This window comes from Phenylobacterium sp. T106, assembly GCF_057219735.1.
This window is the reverse complement of sequence record NZ_JBXVWA010000002.1, coordinates 364,296-387,222: the sequence shown is the minus strand read 5'-3', so window position 1 is coordinate 387,222 and position 22,927 is coordinate 364,296. Positions and strand designations below refer to the sequence as shown.

The 22,927-nt window shown below is 71.9% G+C and carries 22 protein-coding genes; 12 read left to right on the top strand and 10 right to left on the bottom strand.

Annotated elements, in window-relative coordinates; genetic code table 11:
* Positions 1–74 precede the first annotated feature (74 nt).
* Positions 75–2,603, bottom strand: coding sequence for a membrane-bound PQQ-dependent dehydrogenase, glucose/quinate/shikimate family (locus AC2D8W_RS06550; RefSeq protein WP_484670855.1), 2,529 nt, complete (start codon positions 2,601–2,603; stop codon positions 75–77).
* 133 nt (positions 2,604–2,736) lie between these two features.
* Here AC2D8W_RS06550 and AC2D8W_RS06545 point away from each other — a divergent pair, with 133 nt between their 5' ends.
* Positions 2,737–3,912: a DUF3089 domain-containing protein gene (locus AC2D8W_RS06545; RefSeq protein WP_484670854.1), complete on the top strand. Its 1,176-nt coding sequence runs from the start codon at positions 2,737–2,739 to the stop codon at positions 3,910–3,912.
* Between the two features lie 41 nt (positions 3,913–3,953).
* Here AC2D8W_RS06545 and AC2D8W_RS06540 read toward each other — a convergent pair whose 3' ends face one another.
* Positions 3,954–4,133: a DUF1328 family protein gene (locus AC2D8W_RS06540; protein WP_293480460.1), complete on the bottom strand. Its 180-nt coding sequence runs from the start codon at positions 4,131–4,133 to the stop codon at positions 3,954–3,956.
* A 115-nt stretch (positions 4,134–4,248) separates the two neighbouring features.
* On the opposite strand from AC2D8W_RS06540, the gene cobT reads away from it, so the two are divergent.
* From cobT to AC2D8W_RS06525, 3 genes are read left to right on the top strand one after another with little or no spacing between them, the layout of a single operon-like run.
* On the top strand, positions 4,249–6,198 hold the full coding sequence (cobT, locus tag AC2D8W_RS06535) for a cobaltochelatase subunit CobT (RefSeq protein WP_293480462.1): 1,950 nt from the start codon (positions 4,249–4,251) through the stop codon (positions 6,196–6,198).
* Positions 6,195–7,193 carry an esterase-like activity of phytase family protein gene (locus tag AC2D8W_RS06530; protein WP_484670853.1) on the top strand — a complete coding sequence of 333 codons (999 nt, stop codon included), beginning with the start codon at positions 6,195–6,197 and terminating at the stop codon, positions 7,191–7,193. Before cobT ends, AC2D8W_RS06530 begins: the two co-directional genes overlap by 4 nt.
* Positions 7,190–7,948: a dienelactone hydrolase family protein gene (locus AC2D8W_RS06525; protein ID WP_484670852.1), complete on the top strand. Its 759-nt coding sequence runs from the start codon at positions 7,190–7,192 to the stop codon at positions 7,946–7,948. The genes AC2D8W_RS06530 and AC2D8W_RS06525 overlap by 4 nt, the downstream gene beginning before the upstream one ends.
* 101 nt (positions 7,949–8,049) lie before the next feature.
* Here AC2D8W_RS06525 and rpmB read toward each other — a convergent pair whose 3' ends face one another.
* A complete protein-coding gene (gene rpmB / locus AC2D8W_RS06520) occupies positions 8,050–8,346 on the bottom strand; it encodes a 50S ribosomal protein L28 (protein ID WP_293480468.1) in 297 nt (98 codons plus the stop codon).
* Positions 8,347–8,624: 278 nt separating this feature from the next.
* On the opposite strand from rpmB, the gene AC2D8W_RS06515 reads away from it, so the two are divergent.
* The gene (locus AC2D8W_RS06515) at positions 8,625–9,434 is read left to right on the top strand and encodes an isocitrate lyase/PEP mutase family protein (RefSeq protein WP_484670851.1); all 810 of its coding nucleotides are present in this window, start codon (positions 8,625–8,627) and stop codon (positions 9,432–9,434) included.
* On the opposite strand, the gene AC2D8W_RS06510 is transcribed toward AC2D8W_RS06515, so the two are convergent.
* Positions 9,431–10,084: a M23 family metallopeptidase gene (locus AC2D8W_RS06510; protein ID WP_484670850.1), complete on the bottom strand. Its 654-nt coding sequence runs from the start codon at positions 10,082–10,084 to the stop codon at positions 9,431–9,433. The two genes, AC2D8W_RS06515 and AC2D8W_RS06510, sit on opposite strands and share 4 nt — an antisense overlap.
* A 374-nt stretch (positions 10,085–10,458) precedes the next feature.
* Between AC2D8W_RS06510 and AC2D8W_RS06505 the strand changes: the two genes are divergently transcribed.
* Positions 10,459–11,802 carry a M24 family metallopeptidase gene (locus tag AC2D8W_RS06505; protein WP_484670849.1) on the top strand — a complete coding sequence of 448 codons (1,344 nt, stop codon included), beginning with the start codon at positions 10,459–10,461 and terminating at the stop codon, positions 11,800–11,802.
* A gap of 74 nt (positions 11,803–11,876) precedes the next feature.
* Positions 11,877–12,284, top strand: a complete 408-nt coding sequence (cdd, locus tag AC2D8W_RS06500) for a cytidine deaminase (RefSeq protein ID WP_484670848.1) — start codon at positions 11,877–11,879, stop codon at positions 12,282–12,284.
* Between the two features lie 68 nt (positions 12,285–12,352).
* Here cdd and AC2D8W_RS06495 read toward each other — a convergent pair whose 3' ends face one another.
* The 4 genes from AC2D8W_RS06495 to AC2D8W_RS06480 all read right to left on the bottom strand — a co-directional run bounded on the left by AC2D8W_RS06495 (position 12,353) and on the right by AC2D8W_RS06480 (position 15,836).
* A complete protein-coding gene (locus tag AC2D8W_RS06495) occupies positions 12,353–12,730 on the bottom strand; it encodes an STAS domain-containing protein (RefSeq protein WP_484670847.1) in 378 nt (125 codons plus the stop codon).
* 99 nt (positions 12,731–12,829) lie between these two features.
* Positions 12,830–13,507: an ABC transporter ATP-binding protein gene (locus tag AC2D8W_RS06490; RefSeq protein ID WP_484670846.1), complete on the bottom strand. Its 678-nt coding sequence runs from the start codon at positions 13,505–13,507 to the stop codon at positions 12,830–12,832.
* Entirely contained in the window at positions 13,504–14,760 is a 1,257-nt protein-coding gene (locus tag AC2D8W_RS06485; protein WP_484670845.1) for an ABC transporter permease, read from the bottom strand. Before AC2D8W_RS06485 ends, AC2D8W_RS06490 begins: the two co-directional genes overlap by 4 nt.
* The gene (locus AC2D8W_RS06480) at positions 14,760–15,836 is read right to left on the bottom strand and encodes an efflux RND transporter periplasmic adaptor subunit (protein ID WP_484670844.1); all 1,077 of its coding nucleotides are present in this window, start codon (positions 15,834–15,836) and stop codon (positions 14,760–14,762) included. The genes AC2D8W_RS06485 and AC2D8W_RS06480 overlap by 1 nt, the downstream gene beginning before the upstream one ends.
* Positions 15,837–15,944: 108 nt before the next feature.
* Between AC2D8W_RS06480 and AC2D8W_RS06475 the strand changes: the two genes are divergently transcribed.
* Genes AC2D8W_RS06475 through AC2D8W_RS06465 form a run of 3 tightly spaced genes read left to right on the top strand, consistent with a single transcriptional unit; the run spans position 15,945 to position 18,873 of the window.
* The gene (locus tag AC2D8W_RS06475; protein ID WP_484670843.1) at positions 15,945–16,637 is read left to right on the top strand and encodes a TetR/AcrR family transcriptional regulator; all 693 of its coding nucleotides are present in this window, start codon (positions 15,945–15,947) and stop codon (positions 16,635–16,637) included.
* 59 nt (positions 16,638–16,696) lie between these two features.
* Positions 16,697–18,091, top strand: a complete 1,395-nt coding sequence (locus AC2D8W_RS06470; protein WP_484670842.1) for a Gfo/Idh/MocA family protein — start codon at positions 16,697–16,699, stop codon at positions 18,089–18,091.
* Entirely contained in the window at positions 18,088–18,873 is a 786-nt protein-coding gene (locus tag AC2D8W_RS06465) for a 3-keto-disaccharide hydrolase (protein ID WP_484670841.1), read from the top strand. Before AC2D8W_RS06470 ends, AC2D8W_RS06465 begins: the two co-directional genes overlap by 4 nt.
* Positions 18,874–18,880: 7 nt before the next feature.
* On the opposite strand, the gene AC2D8W_RS06460 is transcribed toward AC2D8W_RS06465, so the two are convergent.
* On the bottom strand, positions 18,881–19,864 hold the full coding sequence (locus AC2D8W_RS06460; protein WP_484670840.1) for a TraB/GumN family protein: 984 nt from the start codon (positions 19,862–19,864) through the stop codon (positions 18,881–18,883).
* 134 nt (positions 19,865–19,998) lie between these two features.
* Positions 19,999–20,775 (bottom strand): terminase small subunit-like protein, encoded by a 777-nt coding sequence (locus tag AC2D8W_RS06455; protein ID WP_484670839.1) that lies wholly within the window; start codon positions 20,773–20,775, stop codon positions 19,999–20,001.
* Positions 20,776–21,026: 251 nt separating this feature from the next.
* Here AC2D8W_RS06455 and AC2D8W_RS06450 point away from each other — a divergent pair, with 251 nt between their 5' ends.
* Together AC2D8W_RS06450 and AC2D8W_RS06445 are read left to right on the top strand one after the other, a co-directional pair.
* On the top strand, positions 21,027–21,647 hold the full coding sequence (locus AC2D8W_RS06450) for a nucleotidyltransferase domain-containing protein (protein ID WP_484670838.1): 621 nt from the start codon (positions 21,027–21,029) through the stop codon (positions 21,645–21,647).
* A 136-nt stretch (positions 21,648–21,783) separates the two neighbouring features.
* Positions 21,784–22,776 (top strand): sensor histidine kinase, encoded by a 993-nt coding sequence (locus tag AC2D8W_RS06445; protein ID WP_484670837.1) that lies wholly within the window; start codon positions 21,784–21,786, stop codon positions 22,774–22,776.
* The last annotated feature ends 151 nt before the right edge of the window (positions 22,777–22,927 follow it).

The following is a 22,927-nucleotide window of genomic DNA, read 5'->3' as shown; positions in this document are numbered from 1 at the left end:
GAACCGATTTTTCCCCGATCGGCCCCGCTGGGCGTCCGTTGGGCGTCCGCTGCCCAGAGTGACGGCGTTCCTGACTACGGCAAGGCGTAGGCGATGACGTAGTCGGACTTGTCCTGGCTCGGTGCGGGCCCGCCAGGACCCAGCCGCGCCCCGCCCGCGGAGATCACCACGTACTGCTTGCCGGTCCTGGGCGAGACGTAGGTCATCGGCGTCGCCGCCGCGGCGGTCGGCAGCCGGGCCTTCCACAGCACCTTGCCGGTCGCATTGTCGTAGGCGCGCAGGTACGGATCGGTCGAGGCCGCCCTGAACGAGACCCCGCCGGCCGTGGTGATGGTTCCGCCGACGCTGAGCGTGCCGATGGGGATCGGCAGGTGGCTCTGCAGGCCCAGCGGCGCCTGCGCCTCGGCCGTCCCGTTCGGCACCTGCCAGACGATCTGGCGCGTCTTCAGGTCGATGGCGGTGACCATCCCGTGCGGCGGCTGGAGGCAGGGGGCGAACAGCGGGCTCAGCAGCCAGTTGTTGTCGGCCTCGTACGCGACGGCCTTCCTCGACTGAGGCGGCCGGTCCTTGGCGAGGGCGAGGTTCAGCACCGCGCGTTTCTCGGGCCGCGGCGGCTTCAGCTGCACCGTCTGGGGCATGCGCACGTCGCTGACGATCAGGAGTCCGCGCCGGGCGTCGTAGGCGCCTGAACCCCAGTTCATGCCGCCCGCGTTGCCGGGATGCTGCAGCGAGGCCTGTTTGGCGCCCGGCGGGGTGAAGTCGCCGTCGTAGCGGAGCGTCTTGAACTTGATGCGGCAGGCGAGCTGGTCCAGCGGCGTCGCGCCCCACATCATCTTCTCGCTTAGCGGCTCCACCCCGATGGTGGGCATGTCGACCGAGTAGGGCTGCGTGGGCGAGACCCACTCCCCGGGCGCCGCGCCCTGCGGCACGCGCACCTCGACCACGCGGGTCAGCGGGCGGCCGTTGCGGCGGTCGAGCACGAAGATCTGGCCGCGCTTGGTGAGCTGCACCAGCGCCGGCGCGGATCCGCCGCTCGGGAGCGGGAAATCGATCAGCATCGGCTGGCTGGGGACGTCCCAGTCCCACACGTCGTGGTGCGCCGTCTGGAAGTGCCAGCGGTATTCGCCGGTCGCCGCGTCCAGGGCCACCACCGAGGACGAGTAGGTGTCCGCCGCCGCCGAGCGGTGCGAGCCCCAGTAGTCGGGGGTGGCGTTGCCGGTGGGCAGGTAGACGAGACCCAGGTCGGGATCGAAGGCCGGGGTCGACCAGACGTTCGGCGTCCCGCGCGTATAGGTCTTGCCTTCCGGCGGGAGCTTCTTGATGCCCGGATCGCCCAGGTCCCAGGCCCAGACGAGATCGCCCGTCACCACATTGAACGCCCGCACGACGCCCGAGGGCTCGCTGAGCTCCTGGTTGTCGGCCACCCAGCCGCCGATGATCACATTGTCGCCGATCACGGTCGGCATGGAGGTCTGGAAGTAGAAGGCGCGCTTCACCGCGCCCATGCCGATCTTGAGGTCGACCATGCCGTCGGTCCCGAAGCCCGGGCAGCGCTGCCCGGTCTCGGCGTCGAGGGCGAACAGCTGGGCGTTGATGGTCGACGAGATGATCCGCCGACGGCAGAGGGGCGTCTCCCGGGCGGCGGGCGCAGTCGCCGCCGTCGTGACCGCAGCCTTAGCCCCGCCCACCTTCGGGGCCGCGCTCGCCCCGGCCGCCTTCGCCTGGGCCGCCTTCCCTCCGGCCGCCTTGGGGGCCGCCGGGCCGGGGGCGGCGTCCGCGCGCTGGGCGACCTTCGGCTGGGTCCCATCCCAGTAGGCGACGCCCCGGCAGCGGTGCCAGAAGTGCGGCTTCACCTTCGGGTCGTGCCGCCACTTCTCACGGCCCGTGTCCGCGTCGAGCGCGATCACCACGTTCGTGGGCGTGCAGGCGTAGAGCATGTCGCCCACCTGCAGCGGCGTGTTCTGGTCCTGGTTGCCGCGCTGCGGCTTCTCGCCGGTCCGGAAGGTCCAGGCGACCTTGAGCTCCTCCACGTTCTCGCGGTTGATCTGATCGACCGGCGCGTAGCGCGACCCGCCCGGATCGTAGCCGTAGTAGCGCCAGTCCGAACTGGCGGGGGCGCGCGGCGGCGCGGTCCGGGCCTGGACGGGGCTCTCGGCCTGGCCCCAGTTGAAGGTGGCGGGGAGCGCCGCGGCCAGCGCGCCGATGCAGGCGAGCGAGAGGACGGCGACCGCAAGGGCCGACTGGGTGCGGAGCCGCCCCTTCGGCGCGGCCAGGATCACCAGCAGCACGAACAGGCCCAGCACGCCCGGCGCGAAGAGACGCGGCAGCAGGGGCCAGAACGCGAAGCCGGCTTCCCACAGCCCCCAGGCCAGAGTCGCGAGCAGGGTGGCGGCGTACACGAGCCCGGCGGCCGGATGCCGGCGCACCAGCATCACGCCCGTGGCGGTCACGGCCGTACCGGCCAGCAGGTAGTACGGCGAGCCCTGCAGATAGATCAGCCAGGCTCCGCCCCCCAGCACCAGAACGCCGATGAGGGCCACGATCCCACCGCCGACCGCCGCCCAGATACGAGCCGGCCAGCCCGCCGCCTTCTCAGACCCCATGCGCATCTCCCCCGACTCCTGCCGGAGAGATTATCAGGCTTTGCCGGGCCGTCATGGGGACTGGACGCGCCTTGTCCACGGCGCGATCATCGTACGGAATATTCGAAAAACGAGACGCCTTGGGAGAGGAACGATGATCGCTCGACTGTTCGCCGCGACCGCGATCGCCGGCGCGATGCTGGCGGCGCCCGCCGCAGCGCAGCTCGCGAAGAACGACTACGGCAAGCCGGACGCGTGGCTCTGCTGGCCCGGTAAGGCGGGCGACGCCTGCTCGGTGGACATGACGACCACGGTGATCAAGGCCGACGGGTCATCGACCGTCGAGGCGTTCAGGTCCGACCCCAAGGCGCCGATCGACTGCTTCTACGTCTATCCGACGGTGTCGACGGACCCCGGCGTGGTTTCGGACATGACGGCCAACGCCGAGGAACTGAACGTGGTGCGCGCCCAGCTCGCCCGGTTCGGGTCGAAGTGCCGGATCTTCGCGCCGCTCTATCGCCAGTTCACCTTGACCGCCCTGCGTGCGGCGGTCACGGGCGGCGCGCTCCCCGGCGCCGCCGACCCGGCGGTCCGCCAGGTCGGCTACAACGACGTGCTGGACGCGTGGAACCACTACCTCGCCACCGAGAACAAGGGTCGCGGCGTGGTCCTCATCGGCCACTCGCAGGGGTCGGGGGTGCTCACGCGGCTGATCGCGGCGGAGATCGACGGCAAGCCCGTGCAGGGCAAGCTGGTGTCGGCGCTGCTGCTGGGCTCGAACGTCGCCGTCGACAAGGGCAAGGACACCGGCGCCTTCAAGTCCATCCCGACCTGCAAGAGCCCCGGCCAGACCGGATGCCTGATCTCGTACGTCACCTTCCGCGACACCATCCCGCCGCCGGCGAACAGCCGCTTCGGACGCGTGGCGAACCCCGCGCAGGAAGCCGTGTGCGTGAACCCCGCCAACCTTGCGGGCGGCAAGGGCGAGCTGAAGGCCTACCTGTCCAACACCGCCGCCCAGATCGCCAACTCGGCGCAGACCAATCCGCCGTGGGTCAAGGGCAAGCCCGACCCGAAGACGCCGTTCGTCGCGGTCCCGGGCCTGATCACGGGACAGTGCGTGTCGAAGAACGGCTTCAACTACCTCGAGGCGCACGTGAACGCCGATCCCGCCGATCCGCGCACCGACACGATCGCCGGCGACATCACGGGACCCGGGGGTCAGATCTCGGCCGACTGGGGGCTGCACCTCATCGACGCCAACATCGCCATGGGCAACCTGGTCGACGTCGTGGGCGCGCAGGCCAAGGCGTACGTGGCCCGCAAATGACAGGCCGGGGCGGGGCTCGCAGCCCCGCCCCGCGCGTCAGGTCACCTGCCGGTCAGCTTGCGGCCGGCGAAGACGCCGAGCGCCAGGAAGATCAGGAAGCCGATCACGGCCACGAAGAACAGGAACTTGGCGATGCCGGCGGCGGCGCCGGCGATGCCGCCGAAACCGAGGGCCGCGGCGACGATGGCCACCACGGCGAAGATCAGGGCCCACTTCAGCATGGGGTACTCCTCGTTGAACGCTGGCCTTCGAAACGCGGGCATGGCGGCGCTGTTCCCCGCGCGCTCAATTCCTTGTTTCACCTGGCGGCAGGCCTGATCTAAGACCGGGGCAGACATGGCCAAGAACCCCGAAAGCCCTCTCGAGCCTTTCAAGCGCGCGCTGGCGCACGCCGCGCGCTCGCTCGCCGAGACGCCCGACCTCGAGATCGTCTACTCGGGCGAGGGGCCTCAGCTGTCGGGCAACCGCGCCGTGCTGCCGCATCCGCCGCGCGACCTGACGCCCGAGGACGCCGCCCGCATCCGTGGCCTGGCGGACCAGATGGCGCTGCGCATCGCGCACCACGACCCGGCGGCGCATTCCAAGACCCGCCCCGCATCGGGCGCCGGCCAGCCGATCTACGACGCCCTGGAGCAGGCGCGCATCGAGGCCATCGGCGCCAACGCCATGGGCGGGGTGCGCGAGAACCTGAAGGCCGTCATGAGCCACGCCTGGCAGCGGCGTATCTTCAACGAGGCCGAGGCGCTGGCGAATCCGCCGCTGGCCGATGTGGTGAGCCTGATGGTGCGGGAGCGGCTGACGGGCGAGCCGCCGCCGCCGATGGCGCGTGCGCTGGTCGACATGTTCCGCGGCGAGGTCGAGGCCAAGGCCGGGGAGGACCTGGATCGGCTGGAAGGCTCGATCCACGACCAGAAGGCCTTCGCGCGCATCGCCCGGGCGATTATCCGCGACCTGTCCATGGGCGACGATCTCTCGGACGCGCCCGAGCAGCCCGACGACGGCGAGGGCGAGGAGGAAGGCGACCCCGAGACCTCCGACAGCGAGGATGACGGCGACGGGGAAAGCCAGTCGCCGCAGCAGTCGGCGATGGACGAGGACGAGACGACCGCGCGCGAGGCCGACGACGCGGAAAGTCAGATGATGGAGTCGGACGAGAACCCCGACGCCGACGACACCGACGAGCAGCCCGACATGGGCGACGGCGAGCAGCCGACGCGCCCGGACCCCAGCGGCGACAACCGTGCGGTCACCTACAAGGTCTTCACGACGGCGCATGACGAGGTCGTCGCCGCCGAGGAGCTGTGCGATCCCGAGGAGCTGACCCGGCTGCGGGCCTACCTCGACCAGCAGCTGGCTTCGGTGTCGAACGTGGTGTCGCGGCTGGCGAACCGGCTGCAGCGGAAACTGCTGGCGCAGCAGAACCGCTCGTGGACGTTCGACCTCGAGGAGGGGATCCTCGACGTCGCTCGCCTCACCCGCGTGATCATCGACCCCACGGCGCCGCTCTCCTTCAAGCAGGAGGAGGACACCGAGTTCCGCGACACGGTGGTGACCATCCTGATCGACAACTCGGGCTCGATGCGGGGCCGGCCGATCATGGTGGCCGCGGTCTGCGCCGACATCCTGGCGCGCACCCTCGAGCGCTGCGGCGTCAAGACCGAGATCCTGGGCTTCACCACCCGGGCCTGGAAAGGCGGCTCCTCGCGGGAAGACTGGCTGAAGGCCGGCAAGCCCGCCCAGCCCGGCCGCCTGAACGACCTGCGCCACATCATCTACAAGGCCGCCGACGCGCCCTGGCGGCGCTCGCGCCGCAACCTGGGCCTGATGATGCGGGAAGGCCTGCTGAAGGAGAACATCGACGGCGAGGCGCTCATGTGGGCGCACCACCGGCTCATCGGCCGGCCCGAGCAGCGCCGGATCCTGCTGGTGATCTCGGACGGCGCGCCCGTCGACGACTCCACGCTCAGCGTGAACTCGGGCCACTACCTGGAGCGCCACCTGCGCGAGGTGATCTCCGAGATCGAGAGCAAGAGCCCGGTGCAGCTCATCGCCATCGGCATCGGCCACGACGTCACGCGCTACTACAAGAACGCCGTCACCATCGTCGATGTCGAGCAGCTCGCCGGGGCCATGGTGGAACAGCTCGCCGACCTGTTCGACGAGGACATCCGCAAGCTGACGCGCAAGAACGCCAACCTGCTGGCGCCGCCGCCCAACACCCAGGGGCCGCAGGGGGGCGCGATGCGGCGCTCCAGCTTCAAGGAAGTCCGGAGGGCCACGGCTTGAGGCCGGCGGCGGGGCTGATCGCCGCCCTGCTGTTGGCAGGCTGCGCCGCGCCCATCGCTCCCTTGCCCGAGCGGCCCGTGGCCGTCGGCGCCGCGATCCAGGTCGACGCCGAGCCCGTTCCGCTGGACCCGACCGACCCCAGGCGGGATCGGATCGGCGCATTCGTCTACGCGGGCGGCGTCGCGCTCACGTCGCGCCAGACGAGCCGCCTGCACGGCATGTCGGACCTGAAGGTCTCGGCCGACGGGCGGCTGCTGGCCATCGGCGACCAGGCGGACATGCTGGAAGCCCGGGTCGTGCTGGACGCGGGCGGCCGTCTGACCGGCCTGACGGGGGCGACGCTGGTTTCGCTGAAGGCCCCCGATGGCCTCGACCTCTTCGCGGGCGGACAGCGCGAGTACGACTCCGAGGGCATCGCGCGGCTCCCGTCCGGCGACGTGGTGGCGAGCTTCGAGCAGCACGACCGCATCCTCGTGTTCCCGAAGGGCGGCGGCCTGCCGCGCCCGGCGCCCGCCCCCGATATCCGCTATGTCGACAACCAGGGCATGGAAGCCCTCGCCAGCGCGCCCGAGGTGGCGGCGGACGCCTACCGCGTCGGGCTGGAGAGTTCCGGGCACACCTACGTCTGCCGCCTCTCCACGACCTGCGCCCGCGATCGCGACCTGCCGGTGGAGGGCCCCGACCTGGTGGCGTTCGACAACATGCCGGGCGGCGGCCTCGCCTACCTGCTGCGGACCTACACGGCCGCGCGCGGCAACGTGGTCAAGCTGCGGATCATCGACCGCCAGGGCCGGCTCGTGGATGCGCTCGAGCTCGCCCGGCCGCTGACGGTGGACAACCTGGAAGGCCTCGCCGCCGTCCCGCGGCCCAATGGCGCCGTTCGCTTCTACCTGATCGCCGACGACAACTTCGGCTACTACGCAGGGCGTCCCACCGGCCAGCGCACGCTGCTGCTGGCGTTCGACTGGCGCCCCCGCCGGGAGGGCCCACGATGAAGACGGATGTCACGATCCCGACGCCCGAGGGCGACGCGCGGGCCTATGTGTTCACACCCGACTCCGGCGAGGGACCGTGGCCGGCGGTGCTGTTCTATATGGACGGCCCGGCCATCCGTCCCGCCCTGTTCGAGATGGCCGAGCGGATGGCGCAGGCCGGCTACTACGTGCTGCTGCCCGACATGTTCTGGCGCGCCGGGCCCTACGAGCCCTTCAAGCTGGCCGAGATCTTCGGCACGCCCGAGGCGCGCAAGGCCTTCCGCGACAGGTACTTCAGCTCGACCAGCCCCGAACGGTCGATGGCCGACACCCGCGCCTTCCTGGACTGGCTGGACGGCCAGCCACAGGCCGACGCGCGCAAGGTGGGGACCACCGGCTACTGCATGGGCGGGGCGATCTCGCTGCGCGCCGCGGGGACCTTTCCCGACCGGGTCGCGGCGGCGGCCTCGTTCCACGGCGGCAATCTCGCCACCGAGGATCCCTCGAGCCCGCACCGCCTCGCGCCCGCCATCAGGGCCAAGGTGCTGGTGGCGGGCGCCGACGAGGACGCGGGCTACGACGAGGCGCAGGACGCGCGCCTCGCGGCGGCGCTGTCCGATGCGGGCGTGGACGCCGACGTCTCCATCTGGCGCGGCCTCAAGCACGGCTGGGTCCCGCGCGACATGCCGGTCTACGATCCGGAAGGCGCCGAGCGCCACTGGCGGGCGCTCATCGCCCTGTTCGACAGCGCGCTGAGGCCGGGACGCGGCGCCTGAACCGGCCGCGCCGTGTGCGCGCGTTGACAATGGGAACGCCGAAATAGCGAAAGGGCCGCTGTTTCCAGCGGCCCTTCGAAATTCCGTGCGACGCTGACGGGTCAGGCCGCGGCGGTCTCGGCGAGCTTCGCCTTGACCTGGCGCTTCAGCTTCAGCGCGCGGGCCGACAGGTTCTCGTCCTTCGACTTCAGGAGCACGGCGTCGAGACCGCCCTTGAAGTCCAGCGTGCGCAGCGCGGCGTTGGTGACCCGCAGGCTGTAGCTCTGGCCCAGGGCGTCGGACTGCAGCTTGGCGTCCACCAGGTTCGGCATGAACCGGCGCTTGGTCTTGATGTTCGAGTGGCTCACGTTGTGGCCGACCATCGGACCGACACCCGTGAGTTCGCAGCGGCGCGACATGGCGAGAACCTTCGCAAAGAACAGAGGCGCGTCGAGCCAGGGCTCGCGCGGGGAGCGGGCGATGTAGAGGAAGGGCTCTCCCGCGTCAAGGCGAGCCGCGCCGACGGCGGCCCCTGCGCGGCCCAGGCTTCGACTTCGTTGTGCGCCGAAGCGATTCACCCACAATATGTCGTAGGGAACAGAAGCTGAATCGCTGGGAGTCAGTGATTCGGTCGCGATTCGTTTCGCCCACGTTCCGACGACTCCTCGTTCGCATTAAGCTTTGCCTTGGAGGCTCCATGCCCACGCTTGCCGAGAAGCGCAGCCGCCTCCGCGCCCTGCACGAAAGCGGCTGCTTCGTGATCCCCAACCCCTGGGACGCCGGCAGCGCCAGGATGCTGCAGGCCCTGGGGTTCCAGGCGATCGCCACCACCAGTTCGGGCATGGCCTGGGCCAGCGGCCGGCTCGACAACGAGGTCCCGCTCGACGACGCCCTGGCGCACCTCGCCGAACTGTCCGGCGCCGTGGACCTGCCGCTGAGCGCGGACTTCGAGAACGGACACGCCGACAGTCCCGAGGACGTCGCGGCCAACGTGCAGAAGGCCCTGGACGCCGGGGTGGCGGGGCTGTCGATCGAAGACATGAGCCAGGCGCCGGGTCACCCGCTGTACGAAACCTCGCTGGCGGTCGAGCGCGTCCGGGCCGCCAAGGCGACCACGACCGCGGCGGGCGCGGTGCTGGTCGCCCGGGCCGAGGGGCTGCTGGTCCGCCAGATGAACCTCAAGGCGACCCTCGACCGCCTGGTGGCCCTGGCGGACGCGGGCGCGGACTGCCTCTATGCGCCCGGCCTCAGGACCGCCGACGAGATCGCCGCCGCCGTGAAGGCCGTGGCGCCCAGGCCCCTGAACGTCCTGATGGGCGCCCCCGGCCTCTCCGTGGCGCAGCTCGCCGACCTGGGCGTGCGGCGCATCAGCGTCGGCGGCGCGCTCGCCCGGGCCGCCTGGGGCGGGTTCCTCCGCGCCGCGCGCCAGATCGCGGACGAGGGCCGCTTCGACCGCCTGGCCGAAGCCGCCACCGGCGCCGAGCTCAAGGCGCTGCTACGGCCCTAGTCGGCGGCGGCGGCGGAGTCCGCGGCGGGCGCGTACTGGGCGACGATGACCTTGGTCGCATCGATGCGGCCGCTCCGCTGGTCGATGATCTCGAGATGCACGTGGTCGGTCATGCCGCCCGGGTACTTCCGCTGCAGCGAGCGCGCCCGGCCGATGGGGCGGCCGACCTGGACCGCGTCGCCCACCTGCACCGTGGGATTCACATAGAAGACCCGCGCGGCGTAGCGCAGGGCGGGATTGGTCACCTCCACGAACCGCAGCGACGGGTCGTCGGCGTAGGCGAAGCCGATCTTCGTGACGAAGCCGGAGATCGGCGCGGCGACCGGCTGGCCGGCCCGAGCCACGAAATCCACGCCCTCATGCCGCCGCGAGCCGCCGTCCCGGCGGGCGCCGAACGCGCCCGCGCCATAGGCGTCGTGTCCCCGGGCTTCCTGACCGGTCGGGTTGGCGAAGTCCGCCTTCCCGTCTCCGTCGACGTCCCGGCCTTCCCACACGCGTTCCAGCGGAACGGACGCCGGGTCGCCCTTGGCGGAGGCAGCGGCTACGGCCTCCTGGACCGCGCCGGCCACCGCGGTCCGCTCGGGCTGGCCCAGGGGACTGGCCGCGGCGGCGCCGGCGGCGACGAGGGCCGCCAGGGACAGGAGAACCAACGGCCGTCTTTCGGCAAGGTCACTGACACGCGCACGAACGCCCGACACCATCTGAAGCCTTAATCGACGATGCGCCTTCGCCGGACTGGGCCGGCTTCGAGGCGGACTGACTGGGACGCCGCGATGAACGGGGCGCGGCGAGGCCGAGCGTCCTGACGGCCGACCGCGGCGGAAAATGGGCGCCGGCCGGACTTTTCCTCCCGCGGCGTGTCGTCGCGCCGCCCGAATCCGGGCCATCCGTGGCGCGAACTGACGGCGCTCGTCGCCCTGGCGCGCATCGTCGGCGCCCCGGCGAAGGCGGATGCTGGACGAGCGCCGCGGCTCCCGGCAGCAATGGCCGCTCAGCCGTTGGGGAGCCGTCGATGAAGGGATGGATGATCGCAGGGGCCGCGGCCCTGCTGGCAGGTTCGGCGTCGGCCGCCGAGCCGCCCGTGCTGCCGATGAGCCAGACCGAGGCGGCCCGCCCGGCGCTGCCCCAGATCCTGACCCAGCGGGACCGCGCGCGGGTGGTCGACGCCATCCTCGCCGAGCGCCTGGAGACCATCGTGCCGCAGCTCATGCGGGAACAGGGCTTCGACATGTGGATTCTGGTGGCCCGCGAGTACCTGGAGGATCCGGTCGTCGCCACGATGCTGAACGCCGAGAGCCTGCGGGCGCGGCGGCGCACCATCCTGGTCTTCTTCGATCCGGGCGAAGGCCGACCGGTGGAACGACTGACCGTCAGCCGCTACGGCCTGGGCGGACTGTTCCAGCCCGCCTGGAATCCGGACCAGCAGCCGGACCAGTGGAAGGCGCTGGCCGATCTCGTGGCGCGGCGCGCGCCGAAGCGGATCGCGGTCAATGTCTCGGGCCGGACGGCCTTCGGCGACGGCCTGACCCACAGCCAGTACTCCGAGATGATGGCGGCCTTCGCTCCCGAGCTGCGCGCCAAGGTCGCCCCGAACGACAGCCTGGCGGTCGGCTGGCTCGAGACGCGCTCGCCCACCGAGCTGAAGATCTACCCCGGCATCGTGCGCCTGGCCCACGCCATCCTGGCCGAGGGGCTGTCGGCCAGGACCATCCGTCCGGGCGTCACCACCACCGCGGACGTGCAGTGGTTCCTGCGCGAGCGGATGGCGCGCCTGGGCGTCGACACCTGGTTCCATCCGTCGGTGGGCGTCCAGCGGCAGGGCGCGAAGGGGCTCCTCGAAGGCGACACGGTCATCCGGAAGGGCGATCTGGTCTGGACGGATTTCGGCGTCACCTACCTGCGGCTCAACACCGACACCCAGCATCTGGCCTATGTGCTGAAGGACGGTGAGCGCGACGCGCCCGAGGGGCTGAAGGCCGGGCTCCGCGCCGCCAACGCGATCCAGGATGCGCTGACGTCATCGTTCCGGACGGGCGTGACCGGCAACGACATCCTGGCCGAGGCCCGGCGCAAGGCGATCGCGGCGGGCCTCAAGCCCTCGATCTACTCGCACCCCCTGGGCTACCACGGCCACGGCGCGGGGCCCGCCATCGGGTTCTGGGACAATCAGAACGCCGATCCCCGCGGCGACTTCCCCGTGCGCGCGCCGACGGTGTGGTCCATCGAGCTCTCCGCCTTCGCGACCGTGCCGGAGTGGGGAGGCCAGGAGGTGCAGTTCCGCACCGAGGAGGACGCCGTCTTCGACGGCACGACCGTGCGCTACCTCGACGGCCGGCAGACGGAACTGACCCTCATCGGGGCCCGCTAGCGGGGATTCGACAAGCGCACCGGAGGCGCTACTGTCGTTCGTCCCTCTGGCGACCTGGGACGACGCTTCCGTACATGGCCCCTTCCGATTCCGCGGCGATCGCCGGCGAGCTTCGCCGCCTGCTGCCGCATGCGCATGCCCCCTACTCGGGCGTCCACGTGGCCGCCGCGGTGGAGGATGCCGACGGCGGCGTCCACTACGGGGTCAATGTGGAGAACGCGGCCTATCCGCAGGGCGTCTGCGCCGAGGCGAGCGCGATCTCGGCCATGGTCACGTCCGGCCGCGCCGCCATCCGGCGCGTCTGGGTGGCCTCGTCGCTGCCAGGGCTCATCTGGCCCTGCGGCGGCTGCCGCCAGAAGATCTGGGAGTTCTCGCAGGCGGGATGCGAGGTGGTCAGCGTCGGCGGTGACGGGACCGAGGATCGCCGCACGATCGAGGCGCTGCTGCCACTCGGCTTTCGCCTGGAGCCGCGGAATCCGTAGGGGCGCGCGGGTCCGGGCTGTGGAGGCCGATGACCGACTTCAGGACCAAGCGCTCCGGACGGGACGCCTCAGATCTCCCGCGCCCCCTCGGCCTCGTCCGCGGCGCGCGGAGACGGCTTCGCCGGGCCGATGAACGCGATGGACGGGGCCTGGATACGGAACACGCTGTCCATCCGGCTGATGGTGAGGATCTCGCGGACCCGGCCCTCGGGGCAGGTCAGCACGATGCGGCGCCACTGGCGCTGGGCGCTGGCGAGCGCGCGGAGGCCATGCGACGAGATTTCCCGCAGGCCCGAGAGATCGATCTCGAGCTCCTCGCCCGCGGCGGCGGCTTCGGCGGCGGCGCCGGCCAGGAAGGCGCTGAACGCGGCGCAGTCGGCTTGCTCCAGGCAGCCTTCCACCTCGACCACGGAGTGATCCGCGCCGCTCAGCTTGCGCCATCCCATCCGCGTCCCCCACGCGTTGCCCCGGACGGAGTTACGGAGGCCGCACATCCGCGGATGCGTCAAGGTTAAGCCTTTTTCGGCGGCGCGCGCGGCGCGCGGTCAGTCCTCCCGCTCGATGCGGCCGTCCAGCATGTGGATCCGGCGGTCCGCGGCGTCCGCCACTTCGCGGTCGTGGGTGACGCACACCACGCCGCGCCCCTCCTCGTGCGCCAGCCGGCGGAACTCTTCCACCACGCGCGTCGAGTTGGCGGAATCCAGGTTGCCGGTCGGCTCGTCGCCCAGGATCAGGACCGGGTCGTTGGCGAGCGCGCGCGCGATCGCCACCCGCTGGCGCTGGCCGCCCGACATGCGGTCGGGCCGCTTCCAGCCCTCGCCCGCGATGCCCAGCTTGGCGAGCAGCTCGCCCGCCCGCGCCTCGGCCTGGGCCCGGCCGACGCCCGCGCGGCGCATCGGCAGCGCGACGTTGCCCAGGGCGGTCAGCTCCGGCAGCAGGAAGTGGAACTGGAAGACGAAGCCGATCCGCGCCAGGCGCAGGTGCGTACGCTGGGCCTCCGACAGGTCCTCGGTGGCCCGGCCGTCGATCGTCACGCTGCCGGTGGTGGGCCGGTCCAGGAGGCCCAGCAGGTAGAGCAGCGAGGACTTGCCGCAGCCGGAGGGTCCGACGATGGCCACGAACTCGCCTCGCTCCACCACCAGCGAAACGTCGCGCAACAGCGACACCGGCTCGGGGTCGACCAGCGTGCGGGACACCTGGCGGACGTCGAGCAGCGCGGTCACGCCGCCCCCCGCAGGATGTCCACGGGATCGACCAGGGCCGCGCGCCGCGCCGGCAGCCACGCCGCCACCAGGGCCGCGCCCATGCAGGCGGCGCCGGCGATCATGTACTGCTGGGCGCTGCGATCGAGCGGCAGCACCAGCGGCTTGCCCTGGACGGTCAGCGGCGCGCGCGCGATGGCCTCGAGCAGGGCCGTGCCCAGGGCGAAGCCGGCCATCGCGCCGATGGCCCCCACCACGATCCCCTCGATCAGGAAGATGCTCTGCACGTCCTGCTCGGTGAAGCCCATGGCGCGCAGGATCGCGATGTCGCGCCGCTTGTCGGCCACGCTGGACGAGACCCCCGTGTAGATCCCGAAGCTCGCCACCAGCAGGATCGCCGACATCACCGCGTAGAGGACGACCTTGCGCGCCACCAGCAGGTTCAGGAGGTCGCGCGAGCGTTCCTGCCAGGACTCCCACTTGTAGCCCCAGCGCCCTTCGAGCCGCGCGGCGGTCGCGTCGGCGGCGTCGGGGTCGGCCAGCTTCACGTGCAGCTGGTTCACCACATTCGGGCGCGCGAACAGCACCTGGGCGGTGCGCAGCAGGCCGTAGGCGGTGTTGTCGCCGGCGTAGAAGCCCGCGATGGCGTCGGGCTCCACCAGCGACAGGATCCGCATACGCTGGGTCACGCCCGCCGAGGACGCCACCAGCAGGGTGTCGCCCAGCTTGGCCCCCACCCGATCCGCGAGCGGCCGGGTGACGATGATGCCGTCGGGACGCGCCTCCAGGTCGGCGAGCCGTCCGCCGACCAGGCTGACCTCGATCTTGGCGAGCTTGCCCTCGAGCCGCGGATCGATCCCGTTCAGGGCCACCGGCTCGGTGCGCCCGGCGAAGCGCACCGTCACGGCGCCGGACAGCGAAGGCGCGGCGATCGCCCCCGGCAGCGCGCGGGCGTCGGCCAGCATGGCGGGCCAGTCCTTGAGCCCGCGCACCTCCTCCTCCGGCTTGATCCCGCGCACCTCCACCGCGCCGCCCGGCCAGGCGTCGAGCGCCGGCTGGCGCGCGCCCGCCCGCTGCTCGTCACGGACGATGATGTGCGGCGCCGAGTCGATCAGCGTGCGAACGAAGTCGTTCTCCGAACCGACCATCATCCCCGAGACGGCCAGGAAGAAGCCCACGCCCACGGCGACCCCGAGCGTCGCCACGATGGTCTGGCGCACGCGCACGATCAGGTGCGCAAGCGCGATGTCGGCGAGGGTGAGCAGGCCGCCCATCAGCGCCCGGCCTTCACCCGCGCGCCGTCCTTCAGGCCCTCGGGCGGCGACACGATCACCCGGTCGCCGGGCTTCAGGCCCGACACGATCTCGGTGCGCTCGGGGCCCTGCGCGCCGGTCTGCACGGCGCGGCGGCGCGCGCGGCCGTCCTCGATGATCCAGACGCCGCCGTCGCGCACGGCCGACGCCGGCGCCAGCACCGCCCGCTCGCGGCGTCCGGTGACCAGGTTCGACTCCACGGTCATGCCGGGCCGCAGCGCGCTGCCGGCCGGGAGCGCCAGCCGGGCCCGGAACGTGCGCCCCGCCGAGTCACCCTGCGGCGTCACCTCGGCGATCCGCGCGGCGAAGGTGCGCCCGGGGAAGGAGTCGGAGCGCACGACGGCGTCCTGGCCCACCGCGAGGCGTCCCACGTCGCGCTCGTCGATGTCCGCGGTGATCCGGAGCGTGGCTGTGTCGGCGACGACGAACATCGGCCGGCCCACGCTGGCCAGGTCGCCCGGCTCGGCGTCCCGGCGGATCACGTGGCCGGCGAAGGGGGCCGTCAGCCGGTAGTCCGCGAGCCGGGCGCGGGCGCTGCGCGCCGCGGCGTCGGCCGCCCGCGCCTGGGCCTGGGCATCCTCGTACACGGCCCGGGCGCCGAAACCGGCCGCCTGCAGCCGCGCCTGGCGCGCGGCCACGGCCCGCGCCAGGCCGGCCTGCGCCTCCAGCTGCAGGGCCGAGCCTTCCTGTGGGCCGTCCTCCAGTTCGGCCAGCGGCTGGCCGGCGCGCACCGCCTGGCCCTCCTCGACCAGCACCCGACGGATGGGCGCCGTGACCACCGGCGCGATCCGCGCCTGGCGCACGTACTCCACCACGCCCGAGGCATAGACCGCGTCCACCGCGGGTCCGACGCTCACCGCGGCCGTCGCCACCTCCACTGGCTGCAGCGCGCGCCAGCCGCCGTAGCCGGCGGCCGCCGCCACGGCCAGGGCGAGGAGGCCGCGCCGCCACGGCAGGTTCCGCCGCCGACGCGCCGGCGGCGCTTCCGGTTCGGGACCCCCCGGCTGCCGCCGCGCCTGCAGATCAAGGACCGCCATCGCGAAGCCCTCCCGTGATCGGCGGAATCCGTAGTAGACCGACGGTCGGTTTGCCAGTTAAATCGGAGCGTCCGATATCGACCCTCCTTCGGGGACCGCCCGCACGCCATGACACGGATCAAGCTTCCGCCGCAGGCGCGCCGGACCCAGTTCCTGGACTGCGCCCAGGCCCTCTTCTTCTCGCGCGGATACGAGGCGGCGACGGTCAACGACATCATCGAGATGGCGGGCCTGTCGAAGGGCGCCTTCTATCACTACTTCGACTCCAAGGAGGCGCTGCTCGACGCCCTGGCCGAGCGCGTGGCGGCGCGCGTGATCGAGGACGCCGCTCCGATCCTCGAGGACCCCACGCTCGACGCGCTCACCCGCCTCAACGCCTTCATCGCCCAGGGCGCGCAGTGGAAGATCGAGCAGGCCCCGCTCCTGAAGGCGGTCTTCCAGGCCATCCTGCGCGCCGAGAACGTCCTGCTGAACCGCCGCATCCTGGCCACCATGGGCCGCGTGACCATCCCGGTGATCGTCGACATGGTCCGCGAGGGGGTCCGCGAGGGCGTCTTCGACCCCGTCTCGCCCACGCTGCTGGCCGAGATCTTCCTGAACCTCGGCGATGGACGCATGACCGTCGCCGTCGAGGCCATCTCGGCGGCCGAGCGGGGCGACCTCGACACCGCCACCACCCTGCTCGAGACCCGGCTGCAGGACGAGGCCGCGGTCCTCGACCGTCTCCTGGGCGTGCCGCCCGGCTCGGTGCGCCTCGTCGAGCCCGGCTTCGTCCGCGCCATCCTGGCCGTGTTCGCCTGACGCTTGCGCCCCGCGGCGCGGCGGAGCCAAATGCCGCGGTCGGGAAGCCAGGGGGCGGCATGCGCAACGGTCACCACATCACCCGCCGGGGCCTCCTCGGCGCCGCCGCGGCCGCCAGCCTCGCCGGGCCCGCGCTCGCCGCCCGCCGCCTGAAGCCGGGGCAGAAGGTCAACCTCGCGGTGATCGGCGCCGGCGGCCAGGGCGCCTCGAACATGGCCCGGCTCACCGGCCACAACATCGTCGCCGCCTGCGACGTCGACTTCGACCGGGTCGCCCGCTCGCTGCTCGACCGCGACGGCAAGCTGCGGGCCGACCGCACCGACCTCAAGGCCGCCTACGACAAGGCCGAGCGCCACGCCGACTACCGCCGCATGCTCGACGCCCGCGCCAAGGACCTCGACGCCGTCGTCATCGCCACGCCCGACCACCACCACGCCGTGGCCGCGAAGCTGGCCATGGAGCGCGGCCTGCACGTCTACGTCCAGAAGCCGCTCACCTGGTCGGTGAACGAGGGCCGGCTGCTGCTCGACCTCGCCCGGCGCAACCCGAAGCTCGTCACCCAGATGGGCAACCAGGGCCACTCCGGCGACGACGGCCGCCGCGTGGTCGAGCTGGTCCGCGCCGGGATCATCGGCGACGTGCGCGAGGTGCTGGTGTGGACCAACCGTCCGGTCTGGCCGCAGGGGATTCCCCGCCCGGCCGCCCAGCCCGCGCCGCCGACGCTCGACTGGGACCTGTGGCTCGGCCCCGCCGACGTCGACTGGGGCTATCACCCGGACTACGCGCACTTCAACTGGCGCGGCTGGGTCCCGTTCGGATCCGGCGCCCTGGGCGACATGGGCGCCCACCTCATCGACTTCCCGATCTGGGCGCTGCAGCCGGGACTGCCGACCCGCGTCGAGACCCGCCACACCCGCTGGCCCGGCGGCGACAGCCTGTGGAGCACGCGCCGGCCGGCCCAGATCTCGGGCTTCCCGCTGGCCACCGTCTCGCGCTTCGACTTCGCCGGCGGCCTGCGGCTCACCTGGTACGACGGGGGCCTCCTGCCGCCCACGCCGCCGGGCTTCCCGTCCAACCTCATCATGAGCCCGGACGGCGGCGTGCTGTTCCTGGGCTCGCGCGGGATGCTGATGCACGAGACCTACGGCGAGCGGCCGATCCTCATCGGCGAGGGCCTGAAGGAGGCCGCCGCCGAGGTCCCGAAGACCCTGCCCCGCATCGCCGGCGGCCTGCAGGGGCACGAGCTCAACTTCGTCCGCGCCGTCACGGGCGAGGAGGCCATCTCCTGCCCCTTCGCCGACGCCGTGCCGCTGAACGAGACCATGATGCTGGGCGTGGTCTCCCTGCTGGCCGGCCGGGCGATCGAGTGGGACGGCGCCGCCGGCCGCGTCACCAACGCCGCGGAGGCCAACCGCTGGCTCACGCGCAACTATCGCAAGGGCTGGGAGCTTTGAGACGGCGGCTCGCCGTCGCCCTCGCCGCCGCCGCCGCGCTGGGCGCCGCGGCGGCCTGCTGGGCCCAGGTCATGAAGCCGCAGGATACCGAGCAGTGGACGCCGAAGCCGCCCGTGGTCGACGCCGGCCCCGGCCCCGTCCAGCCCGCCCCGCCGCCGTCCGACGCCATCGTCCTGTTCGACGGCCGCGACCTCTCGGAGTGGGTCTCGGTGCGCGACGGCGCGCCCGCCCGCTGGGCCGTGGCCGACGGCGTTGTCACCGTCGTCAAGCCGGCCGGCAACATCCAGACCCGCCGCGCCTTCCGCAACTTCCAGCTCCACCTGGAATGGCGCACGCCCGCCGACATCACCGGCGAGGGCCAGGCGCGCGGCAACTCGGGCCTGTTCCTGGCCTCCACCGGCGGCGGCGACGGGGGCTACGAGCTCCAGATCCTCGACAGCTGGCGCAACGAGACCTACGTCAACGGCCAGGCGGGCGCGATCTACAAGCAGCATCCGCCGCTGGCCAACCCGTCCCGCCCGCCGGGCCAGTGGCAGACGTTCGACGTGGTCTGGACGGCGCCGGTGTTCGGCCCCGACGGCGCGCTGAAGTCCCCCGCCCGCGTCACCGCCCTGATGAACGGCGTGCTGGTCCAGAACGACGCCGTCCTCGCCGGCGAGACGGTGTTCATCGGCAAGCCGAAGTACCGCGCCCATGGCCCCGCGCCGATCAAGCTGCAGGCCCACGGCGACCCCAGCCCGCCCATCAGCTTCCGCAACATCTGGGTCCGCGAGCTGCCCTGAGCCGCCGTCAGGAGTCCGACTCCGCCTCGCCGCCGGGCCCTATCACCTCCAGCCCCCGCGCCTCCAACCGTTCGGCCACCCCGCCCTGCGCCAGCAGCGGCCGCAGGCTCACCAGCGCCACCGAGTGGCCCGGCCGCTGCAGCGCCGCGGCGATGGCGTCGGCCTGGTCCTGGATCGCGCGGCGCCACAGCTCGCCCCCGCCGCCGATCAGCAGCACACACTTCTGGAAGTTGCGCGGCGCGGTCAGCGCGCCGGCCACGTCGCCCCGCGTCCAGGCCCGGGCCGCCGCCGCGTCGCGCGCCCGCCCGGCCTCCACGTCGCGCACGGCCTCCTCCAGGCATTGCTGGTGCAGCGCCGGCGTCAGGCTGCCCGTGGCCTGCTTCAGGAACGGCGCGATCTGGTAGCGCGCCGGGTCCACCGCCTTCACCTTCTCGCGCTTGGCCTGGCGCAGGATCGACGAGGTCACCGCCACCGCCCCCTTGCCCCGCGCGTCCTCGGCCAGCCGCATCCCGGCCACCAGCCCCTTCCACCCGGAATAGCGCGCCGCCGGCTGGCCCACCCGCTCGCGCGCCGCCACGAAGCGCGACCGCAGCGGCTCGGGCAGCGTCTCCTCCAGCGGCGTCTTGCTCTTCATCTGGTTGACGGTGCGCAGGATCAGCGGCACGTCGCGCAGCCGCCCCGACAGCCCGATGCGGGTCCCCACGATCAGGCTGTTCGCGCCCTTCAGCCGCCGGTCCACGAACCGCCGGTCCCAGGCGGTCCCGGCCGGCAGGTCGCTGTCGGGCATGCCCAGGATCCAGACCGTGGTGTCGTCGTCCTCCACCCGCCACCAGGCGGGGCCCGGCTCCTTTGCCTGCACCACCAGCTCGGCGACGATGACGGCCTCGGGGTCCTCCAGCCGCCCCGGCCCCGCCACGCCCTGCGCCGCCGCCGGCCCCGCCAGGGCCAGCCCCAGCGCCAGGGCCCCCACAAGAGCGCGCGCGATCGTCATGCAGGTCCCCCCGGAAAGCCCCGACCTTCGGCGCCCTCTGCGGCGAAACCTTGACCGCCCGCGCCCTCCTCCCGAACGGCGCAGGGCTGTCGCAATCGACCCGGGCCGGACCCCGCCGCATCCGCCGCCCCGCCCTACGCCGGCAGCACGAACCAGCGCCCCGGCCCGGTGGGCCGCTGGTAGCCCGGCGCGTCCTCGCGCTCCACCTCGCCCGTGTGGGGGTTCGGGCAGTAGCCCACCACCTTGTCCTTCCCGGTCTCCGGGTCCTTTTCGATCTTGAAGTGGCGGAACATGACCGTGCGCACGTCGCGCGGCGCCTCCGGCTCCACCAGGCGCGGCCGGAACACGCGCGGCGCCATCACCCCCGCCATCCAGCGCAGGTGCGCCAGCTTCATGCCGGTCAGGTACGCCGTCTCCGGCGTCGCCGCCTCGGCCATCTCCCAGCTCGTGTCGCACAGCCGCTCGGCCCGCGCGCGCATCCCCACCTGCACGGCGTTCTCGAAGTCGGGCCGCTCGCGCCGCCAGCGCATCAGGGTCGACAGGCACGGCATGGTGGGATCGGCGCCGATCCCGGTCAGGCTCTCCCCCTCGCACAGCCGCTCGATCACCTCCTCGGCGATGTGCTCGGAAAAGGTGGACACCGGCCCCCGCTGCCCCGGCGGACGCCCGCCGGCGCGCCGCGCCGCGTCCAGCCGCTCGGCGAACTCGGGCCGCTCCCGGGCCCACTTGGCCACGCCCTCCGGCGTCGGCATCCCCGGCTCGCGCGTGATCCGGTACAGGAACTCCCCGGCCGCCAGCCGCGCCAGCAGCCGTTCGGCCAGCGCGTCCGACCACCGCGCATGGATCTTCCGCTTCCGCTTGCCGCCCGCCGACGCCTCCGCCGACGCGCGCGCCTTCCGGCCCGCCGCCATCGCCCGATCTCCTCGATTGTCGCAATCCGCCCGGCCCCGCCACCGCGCGCGCCGAACCCGCCGCCAAGCCCGCCGCCACCCTCAGCGCACACGCCTCGACGCGAGCAGCAGGATGGCACGAGCGGGAGGGATTGTCAAGAACACATATGGAACATCCCGTTCGCCGCGCGCAGTACGGCGCGTTCTGGAGGTGGCGCTAGGCTGACCTCGCTCAAGTTGTCTGGCTGTCGGCCGATGGCTAGACCACCTCGATGGTCGACGTGAGCAGACGTTGGGAAGGCCCTGGCTTGGAAGCATGGCGCGCAGCGTGGACGCCTTGGGACGCGGCTCGACACCTCGACGGCATCGGCATTCCCTGGTGCGTCGTCGGCGGCTGGGCGGTTGATCTTTTCCTAGGCAGGCAGTCCCGCGCTCACGAAGACCTGGAGATTGCGATCGTCGAATCCGACCTGCCGGCGATCCGCACCCACTTTTCCCAGTATGCGCTGTTCGCGGTGGGCGATGGAGAGGTTCTACGCCTGCCGCCTCTCGCGCCGATGCCGGCTGACAAGCATCAGGTCTGGGTGCTCGACCAGATTGCTGGGCTTTGGCGCGTGGATGTCATGCAAGAGCCAGGCGACCAGCGGACCTGGGTCTATCGGCGAGACACGACAATTGCGGCGTCACGCGACCGAATGATTGATGTCCGCGACGGCATCCCGTTTCTACGGCCAGAGGGTGCGATCCTCTACAAGGCGAAGTCACGGCGACCAAAGGACGAAGCGGATTTCGCGTCCTGCCTTCCGGCCATGTCGCCCGACGCGAGGGCGTGGCTGCGCGTCGCTCTCGAACGTGCGCATCCTGCCAACCCGTGGCTTGAAGCCTTGAATTGAGGTCCGCTTCGCGGCCTGGTCCCAGCGCCCACTCGTGGCGCAGCCCGGACCATGGTCTGGGCACTGGAGACGTGGCTGAGGGTGCTTGCTGAGAGCCGGCGCTTCCACTTGCGCTTTGTGCCTGCGAAGATGAGCCGTGAGCGTACTGTCCCAGCCCCCGACGCCGCCCGAAGCCGGGCGGCTGGACGACCTGATCGAGAGCGTGTCGGACGCTTTCTATGCCGTCGCGAGGGACTGGCGGGTGGTGGTGTTCAATCGCGCTGCCGAGGACTTCTTCCAGATGAGCCGCGCCGATGTCCTCGGCCGCAGCTTGTGGGATATCTTCCCCGATGGTCGAGACCGCCCCTTCGGTGAAGCGTGCCTGCGAGCGATGGAACGAGGGCACGTGACCGAAGCTGAATTTGCGTCAGCCTTCAGGTCAGGCCGCACGGTCGAGCTGCGCATAGGTCCCCTGCGTGCCGGTGGTGTCGCCATCTCGCTCCGCGATGTCACCGAGCGGAAAGAGGCTGAGCGAAAGATGCGCGAGGCCGAAGAACACCTACGCCTCATGGTGCTGGAACTGAACCACCGCGTGAAGAACAACCTCGCCACGGTTCAGGCGATCGCCGCGCAGACGTTACGCGGCGCCGATCGCCCAGCGGAGGTGCGAGAGGCATTCCTCAACCGCATAACGGCGCTAGCCGCTGCGCACGACATCCTCACCAAAGAACAGTGGGAGGGTGTCGGAGTGCGCGAAGTTGCTGAGGGCGTGCTGGACGCTCTGAGCGGGGTGGGCGATCGGGTGAAGTTGGCTGGAGAGCCGCTACGGCTCTCGTCGAAGGCCGCGCTGTCGTTGTCGATGGCGTTCCATGAGCTCGGAACGAATGCGATGAAGTATGGCGCGCTTAGCGTGCCGGACGGGGAAGTCCACGTGACCTGGCTGACGAGCGGAGACCCCGAGATCCTCGAAATCCAATGGCAGGAGCGCGGCGGCCCCCGAGTTAGCCTTCCGAAGTCGCGCGGCTTCGGGTCGCGGCTGCTGCAACGTGGGCTCGCGTCAGAGCTTGCCGGTGAAGTCGAAATGAACTTCGAACCCGCCGGTATCCGCTGCACAATTCGCGCTCCATGGGACGCGGTAGGCGGGCGGTAGAGGCCCGGTTGAGTTTCCAGGCGCGCAACACGCCGACCTCGTGAGCGGCCCAGGAGTCAGATGGCGACTGGCGCCAAAGCCGCAGGAGCAACGATCACCCGATCGAAGGCCTGCTCTCCGGGTCGGTCGTAATGTCAGCTGATGGCGCATG

Bases quoted from the DNA above. Each gene is read 5' to 3' on its own strand.
- AC2D8W_RS06550 (WP_484670855.1), bottom strand. From the start codon at position 2,603: ATGGGGTCTGAGAAGGCGGCGGGCTGGCCGGCTCGTATCTGGGCGGCG.
- AC2D8W_RS06545 (WP_484670854.1), top strand. From the start codon at position 2,737: ATGATCGCTCGACTGTTCGCCGCGACCGCGATCGCCGGCGCGATGCTG.
- AC2D8W_RS06540 (WP_293480460.1), bottom strand. From the start codon at position 4,133: ATGCTGAAGTGGGCCCTGATCTTCGCCGTGGTGGCCATCGTCGCCGCG.
- cobT (WP_293480462.1), top strand. From the start codon at position 4,249: ATGGCCAAGAACCCCGAAAGCCCTCTCGAGCCTTTCAAGCGCGCGCTG.
- AC2D8W_RS06525 (WP_484670852.1), top strand. From the start codon at position 7,190: ATGAAGACGGATGTCACGATCCCGACGCCCGAGGGCGACGCGCGGGCC.
- rpmB (WP_293480468.1), bottom strand. From the start codon at position 8,346: ATGTCGCGCCGCTGCGAACTCACGGGTGTCGGTCCGATGGTCGGCCAC.
- AC2D8W_RS06515 (WP_484670851.1), top strand. From the start codon at position 8,625: ATGCCCACGCTTGCCGAGAAGCGCAGCCGCCTCCGCGCCCTGCACGAA.
- AC2D8W_RS06505 (WP_484670849.1), top strand. From the start codon at position 10,459: ATGATCGCAGGGGCCGCGGCCCTGCTGGCAGGTTCGGCGTCGGCCGCC.
- cdd (WP_484670848.1), top strand. From the start codon at position 11,877: ATGGCCCCTTCCGATTCCGCGGCGATCGCCGGCGAGCTTCGCCGCCTG.
- AC2D8W_RS06495 (WP_484670847.1), bottom strand. From the start codon at position 12,730: ATGGGATGGCGCAAGCTGAGCGGCGCGGATCACTCCGTGGTCGAGGTG.
- AC2D8W_RS06485 (WP_484670845.1), bottom strand. From the start codon at position 14,760: ATGGGCGGCCTGCTCACCCTCGCCGACATCGCGCTTGCGCACCTGATC.
- AC2D8W_RS06480 (WP_484670844.1), bottom strand. From the start codon at position 15,836: ATGGCGGTCCTTGATCTGCAGGCGCGGCGGCAGCCGGGGGGTCCCGAA.
- AC2D8W_RS06475 (WP_484670843.1), top strand. From the start codon at position 15,945: ATGACACGGATCAAGCTTCCGCCGCAGGCGCGCCGGACCCAGTTCCTG.
- AC2D8W_RS06470 (WP_484670842.1), top strand. From the start codon at position 16,697: ATGCGCAACGGTCACCACATCACCCGCCGGGGCCTCCTCGGCGCCGCC.
- AC2D8W_RS06460 (WP_484670840.1), bottom strand. From the start codon at position 19,864: ATGACGATCGCGCGCGCTCTTGTGGGGGCCCTGGCGCTGGGGCTGGCC.
- AC2D8W_RS06455 (WP_484670839.1), bottom strand. From the start codon at position 20,775: ATGGCGGCGGGCCGGAAGGCGCGCGCGTCGGCGGAGGCGTCGGCGGGC.
- AC2D8W_RS06450 (WP_484670838.1), top strand. From the start codon at position 21,027: ATGGTCGACGTGAGCAGACGTTGGGAAGGCCCTGGCTTGGAAGCATGG.